Raw genomic sequence first — 6074 nt, 5'->3', positions numbered from 1 at the left:
GTCTTCTTTGTTCAGTTTTCAAAGGTCTATCTCGCCACCTCATCGAAGCGACTCATTAATAATATCATATCTCTCGAATGCGTGTCAAGCATTTTTTAAAAGTTTTTTTCTTTCTAAAAAAATTAAACCCGTTCGAGAAGTACTCAACTATCATATCAACTTGTCTGTTTCTTGTCAACAAGTTTTTTTATTTTTTTCGTTTGCGTTTCGAGCGACTGGCGCTCTCTCAAACGACAAAAATTAGTTTACCAAGTATTCCTTCTTTTGTCAAAGACTTTTTCTATTTTTTTGCAATTAATTTGATTTGGCCCAACAAAAGCCCACTCGTAATGATAATAAAGCTCAGAGCTAAAAGACTTGGCTGTTGGGTGAAAAAGGCTGGTAGTAGGGTTAAAACTGAGCCTGGAAGTGCTGCTAAGGTCACTAAAGTAAAACAATCTTCAAAATTCATCAACTGGGGGAAAGAAACCCGGCGTCTCCGGTTGAGATATGTCGCTGTTAAAAAGCTATAGGCAAATACCAGAAAAACAAAGAAAATATGGCGGAAAGCTAGTAGAGTCACAAAGCGACTTTGGGCTTGTTCTTTCTCTTGAAAAGTTTCTAGGTCATCTAATAATTTATCCATACTTTGTGGAACTTGCCAATGACTAGGGTAGGCCCCCTGTCCCCCTTGCCCATCTTTTAGCCGGTAAAAATATTGGTCTGGTAAAAAAACAAAGTAAGCTTGGTCAGAGGCTTCAATCTCTCCTAGCTCTTCAGCACTAGGAAAATAGTAGAAGTGCAAGTCAGCAACTTGGTCTTGTCCTCTATGGTCCGTTTCTTCAAAATAACCAGCTGAAAAAGAATTAGCCGATAAATGTCGCGGTGTCTGACCAGTAAAATAGGGTTCAAGCTGGGTGAATTCTTGGCTCAAGTCTTGGTCCACTTTTCCCTGATAAGTATTGATAAAGGGCAGGCAAAGAATGATGGTAGCTAAAAGGAGCAAAAGAGATCCAGTAATAATGGACAAACGATGGCGAAAGGCTAAATACACTTTCGTCCAGTAACTGAGGGTGCTTTTGATTGCGCTCAACATTTGCTAGGCCTCCTTGGGATTTAAGTTTGAGGAATAGGATTTGTGCTATAATAGTAAAAAAAATTAAAGGAGTCAGATTTATGCCAATCATTTCGATTATCGGAGCAGGAAATATGGGCGGCGCTATCGCTCGGGGGATCTCAGAAAATCCGCCCTTCCAAACGATGGAAGTTCGCCTTGCAGATCCTAATGCCGATACCCTTAAAAAATTTGCCAAGCTTCCTGCTATCACTTGCTTCACTGACAACCAAGAGGCGGTTACCGGGGCTGACTATGTGATCTTAGCCCTTAAACCAGCCTACATTGAAGGCGTTATCCGGGAAATCCAAGACCAACTCGCTCCCTCTTCCCTAGTGGTCTCCATCGCCACTAGCCTGAGCCTTGAGCGAGCCAAGCAAATACTGGGAGCAGACCAGAAATTTGCCCGCGTTATGCCGAACACGCCTGCCCAGGTTGGTGCCGGAATGGCAGGTATTGTCGGCAATGACCGCCTAACAGCTGATGACCGAAATGGCCTTCTAGCTATCTTTTCCAGTTTAGGCCAAGCCCGTTTTGTGGGTGAAGACCTCTTGAATACGGTAACGGCATTATCCGGATCAGGGCCAGCTCTCATGTACATGATCCTTGAAGCCATGGCGGATGCTGCAGTTCTTACTGGAATGCCCCGGCAAGATGCCTATGATTTTGCTAGTCAGACCATGCTGGGAGCAGCTAAGATGGCCCAAGAAAGCCAGCTCCACCCTGGTGAATTAAAGGACATGGTCTGTACGCCTGCCGGCACAACCATCGCTGAAGTCCAAGCCGCTGAAGCCTTGGGAATCCGCTCCACTATAATCGAAAGCCTTCTAGCTGGCCATGACAAGGCCAAGGAGTTAGCCGAAGACTAGGCCTAAAGTAAAGAAGAAGCTGGGACAATGAGCCTAGCTTCTTTTTTCATCACGCTTGATCATAACTTATTTTTAAGGCAATTCGACTAGCCATGGTCTTCCGTTTCTTGGCGTTCAAGTTGACAGTCTTGGCATAGGCCATAAATTTCTAAACGATGGTTATTGACCTTAAAGCCTGTATAGGCAGCCGCATAGGACTCCAACTCATAGAGAATCGGATAATAGAGGTCGACAATCCGGCCGCAGTGCTCACAGATCACATGGTAATGGCGATCCAAATCAAAGTCGAAATGGCTAGCATCATCCCCATAATTCAATTCACGGACGAGGTGCATCCGGGTCAAGAGATTCAAATTATTATAGACGGTTGCCAGGCTCATGCTCTTAAAATGCGGCGACAGTTCATTGAAAATATCCTCTGCTGTCGGATGGTCCTTGGTCTCAATGAGGTATTTAATAATTGCTTCTCGCTGGGGCGTGATCCTCACTTTATGTTCGCGTAGGGCAGTAATGGTTTTGGCGTATTTACTTTCATTATCCATCACAGGGCGCGTCATCTTTTCTCCTCCTCTCACATTATAATTATTCCATTCTATATCAGTATACCTCTTATTAAAGGGAGGCGCTAGCCCCAGCCTTAAATTTTATTCTAAATGGCGCAATAAGGCTTTACTATCTAACAAACAATGGTAAGCTTATAGGGAAGCAAGCTACAACAAATTATCTGCAAAGGAGACAAAAAGCAAAAATGAAATTGGGTGCCCGAACGATTAAGACTGGCATTGGTGTTATGGTGGCCATTATTATTTCGAGTCTTTTACCCCATATCGATCCAACGATGCCGGCCTTTACAGTCGTTTTAACCATGCAACAATCCGTTGGCAAAACTTGGGAATCAATGTCAAATCGTATTATCGCTGCTTTCATGGGGGGGCTCTGTGCCGTCATCATGACCACGCTCTTTGGCCGCAATGCGGGAATTATTGGTTTAACTGTTATTATCTTTATTGTCTTGATGAATTCGATGAAATTGTCCAACGCCATCTCTATTGCTGCGATGACAGTGGTTATTATCATGCTCTCCCCCTTTGATTCGGACCAGGAAATCATTCTCACCGCCAGCAAGCGGGTGATTGAGAGTTTGCTTGGAGTCATTATCGCCTTTCTGGTCAACCTCTTCATCCTCCCGCCCAAATATGATGCGGTGGTCTACGATGAAATTAATACAACAAATACAGAGATCAGCATCCGCTTGAGAGCTATTCTTAGAAAAAATGGTGAGTATTCGACCTTGAATTCTGACCTCTCATGGGCAAGGCATAAGATCCGCCACATCCAAGAACTCTTTGAACTACTCAAAGAAGAAAGAGTCTGGAGGGGCAAAGGGATTACCGAATTCAAACGTAAATTGGTCATCCTTCGCAGCTTCATCCAAGCCCTCAACCATTCCACCCGCCTCCTCCGTTTGCTCCATGAACATACCAATGTGGTCTTTGAATTGCCGGATAGCTTACGTTTAGAGATTCGCGAGCGGATTGAAACCCTGTGTGCAGCCCACGAACAAATCTTTCTTAAGTTCGATGGGCGGATTTCTCCCACTGAAGTGAACTTCTTCCAGTCCACTTCCCAATACCGCCAACACCTAATCGACAACATGTTCAAAGCTGCCCGGCTTTCAGAAGATGAGACAGATACTTCCCAGCTTGAACGATCGAATGCGATTATCTTGATTACCTCCGCGATTATTCGTTATGAGGAAAGTCTAATGCGGCTCAATATGTTAGTCCGCAGCTACCATCTCCACCACGTTGATGACAAATTTCAAGCCGATAGCCTTAAAGGACTTGAAAAATAGCCGTCAACTAAAAATATCAACAAAAAGGCCTTGAAGTTAACTTTTTCCAAACTTCAAGGCCTTTTTAAATTTTATTTTGTCACTTGTTCAAATATCGTTGCGGCTAGAAAGGCTAGTTCTGCTTCTTCTTGATAAGTTTCACGCATTTCTTCATCTGTGTAGAAGCGTCCCTCGCTGGCTCTTAGCTTCCAAGTTCCTTCTGGCAAAGAGACAAGCTGCTTATATTTGCTCGCGTTATAAGCAACTAAGATTTGCCGGTCAGCGGCCTGGTAGACTGCTATGATGATTTGCGAATCCGCCCTTAAAATTTCTAAGTGATCATAAATCGCTGCAAAAGAAGTTAAGCGGAAAACCTCGTGCTTCTTGCGGTAATCCAGCAAATCCTTAAGGTAAGTCACCGCTTCGATTTCATCATCGCGCTTGTCCCAATCCAGCGCATTAATCTCGACCGGTGCATTGTAGGTATTTCGCAGATTGAGTTTACTGCGCAGGAACTCCTGGCCGGAATGAAAGAAAGGAATGCCTTCTGTTAATGCAATCAGCGTATTGGCCAAGAGTTGACGGCGACGGCGGAAACCAACTACTTCATGAGACCGAGTGATGGCCAACTTATCCCAGAGCGTCCAATTATCATGGACCGCACAGTATTGGATGAGCTGCTGGGGGGCATGGAAGTGGTAGTCCTCCCCATTGAGGGTCTGACTCCCCTTCAAATTCTCAACAATTTGAAATTCCATGTGCTTTTTGTTAGAGATGAAGCCGGTATCGTGGCCCTCCTCAAAGTCATTCCCCCGCAAGGCATCGCGGAAGCGGTCATTGAAGAAAGAAATTCCCTCGAGCTGGCTGGCATTCTCCAAGCAAGCTTTATCCTGGTCCGCTAGGCAGTGGCCCATATTCCACCCCTCGCCCAGAATAATAATATTGGGGCCCAGTTGGTCAGCCAACTGGCGAACGGCTTGCATGGTTTCCACATCAATCAAGCCCATCAAGTCGAAACGGAAACCATCCACATGGTACTCTTCTACCCAATAACGGATGGCATCCAAGAGATAACGACGCATCATCCGCCGCTCTGTGGCTAGCTCGCTCCCCACCCCTGATCCATTAGCGGGATGGCCCGATTCATGGAAGCGCAGATAGTAGTCCGGCACCGTAAGCATCAAGGGATGACTCTCTTCATCATAAACATGGTTAAAGACCACGTCCATAATCACCCCCAGCCCCTTCTGGTGGAGGGCCTGGATCATTTGCCTGGTTTCTATAAGCCGGGTCACTGGGGTAAAAGGATCGCTAGCATAAGAGCCCTCCGGCAAGAAATAATTCTGGGGATCATACCCCCAGTTATAGTTGCGCCCACTCTCTCGCTCTTCATCAACCGTGGCAAAGTCAAAGAAAGGCATCAGTTGGACATGGCTGATTCCTAAATCAGCTAAATAATCGAGCCCTGTTGCCAAGCCCTGGGCCGTTTTCGTTCCAGATTCCGCTAGGCCTAGATACTTACCGGGAAAGCGAACACCAGAAGAAGGGGCAGCAGTTAGGTCGCGAATATTAGCTTCATAGATCACCACTTCACTTGCGTCCATCTTAGGCCCCTGGTCTTCTTCCCAAGCCTCAGGATAAGCGCTAGTCGGATTAACAACTACCGACCGGCCACTGTTCACCGTGGCTGCTTTGGCATAGGGATCTTGGGAATAAACACAGCTCCCATCCGGAAAATAAAGGCGGTAGCTGTAGGCCAGATTGTGGCAGTCCCCTGCTATACTCGCTTCATAAGTTCCCTTTTTTTGCCGCTTCATCGGATAGGAATCGTACAATTCGCTATACAAGTCTTTAAATACAAGTAGATCTACTTGCTGAGCCAGGGGTGCCCAGAGCACAAAACGGGTGAAACGTTTATGGTAGACTGCCCCCAAAGCGCCACCGTAAGCATAGGTCTGGTCAAATTCTTCGCTTAGAGCATAGTTATGCATAGCCTCGCGAATCGTTTGAGGGGATTCAATCCCAGACAGGGCAAATAAGTCATCAAGCAATTCCATTCTATATCTCCTTAATCTGGCAAATGCAGGCTGCCAGTACATAGGCCTCTCACCCGCTTAAGCCCTAAAAGTCCCTAAGCCAATGAATCAACCTCATCAAAATTCACATCACCCTCATTATAGCAATAATTCACTAACTAGTGCATTAACTTTCGCTCATTAAGGAAAGGGTGTGAGCAAAGGCGTCCAGAAAGGGATGACTGGAGGCAAAGAGGATAAGA

At 45.7% G+C, this 6074-nt stretch carries 5 protein-coding genes; 2 read left to right on the top strand and 3 right to left on the bottom strand.

Annotated features, from left to right (window positions below):
* Positions 1-280: 280 nt before the first annotated feature.
* On the bottom strand, positions 281-1075 hold the full coding sequence (locus HMPREF3090_RS05965) for a hypothetical protein (RefSeq protein ID WP_067975154.1): 795 nt from the start codon (positions 1073-1075) through the stop codon (positions 281-283).
* An 80-nt stretch (positions 1076-1155) separates the two neighbouring features.
* Between HMPREF3090_RS05965 and proC the strand changes: the two genes are divergently transcribed.
* Positions 1156-1962: a pyrroline-5-carboxylate reductase gene (gene proC, locus HMPREF3090_RS05960; protein WP_067975149.1), complete on the top strand. Its 807-nt coding sequence runs from the start codon at positions 1156-1158 to the stop codon at positions 1960-1962.
* 86 nt (positions 1963-2048) lie between these two features.
* On the opposite strand, the gene HMPREF3090_RS05955 is transcribed toward proC, so the two are convergent.
* Entirely contained in the window at positions 2049-2504 is a 456-nt protein-coding gene (locus HMPREF3090_RS05955) for a Fur family transcriptional regulator (RefSeq protein WP_198434471.1), read from the bottom strand.
* A gap of 206 nt (positions 2505-2710) precedes the next feature.
* Here HMPREF3090_RS05955 and HMPREF3090_RS05950 point away from each other — a divergent pair, with 206 nt between their 5' ends.
* Entirely contained in the window at positions 2711-3817 is a 1107-nt protein-coding gene (locus HMPREF3090_RS05950) for an FUSC family protein (RefSeq protein ID WP_070486168.1), read from the top strand.
* Positions 3818-3888: 71 nt separating this feature from the next.
* Here the strand turns inward: HMPREF3090_RS05950 and pulA are convergent, their stop codons facing one another.
* A complete protein-coding gene (gene pulA, locus HMPREF3090_RS05945) occupies positions 3889-5853 on the bottom strand; it encodes a type I pullulanase (protein ID WP_067975140.1) in 1965 nt (654 codons plus the stop codon).
* Positions 5854-6074: the final 221 nt, after the last annotated feature.

The sequence above is a fragment of the Aerococcus sp. HMSC23C02 genome (assembly GCF_001806805.1).
Classification (GTDB): Bacteria; Bacillota; Bacilli; order Lactobacillales; family Aerococcaceae; genus Aerococcus; species Aerococcus sanguinicola.
Note: the sequence above shows the minus strand (reverse complement) of the source record. Positions and strands in the feature narration are given on the sequence as shown.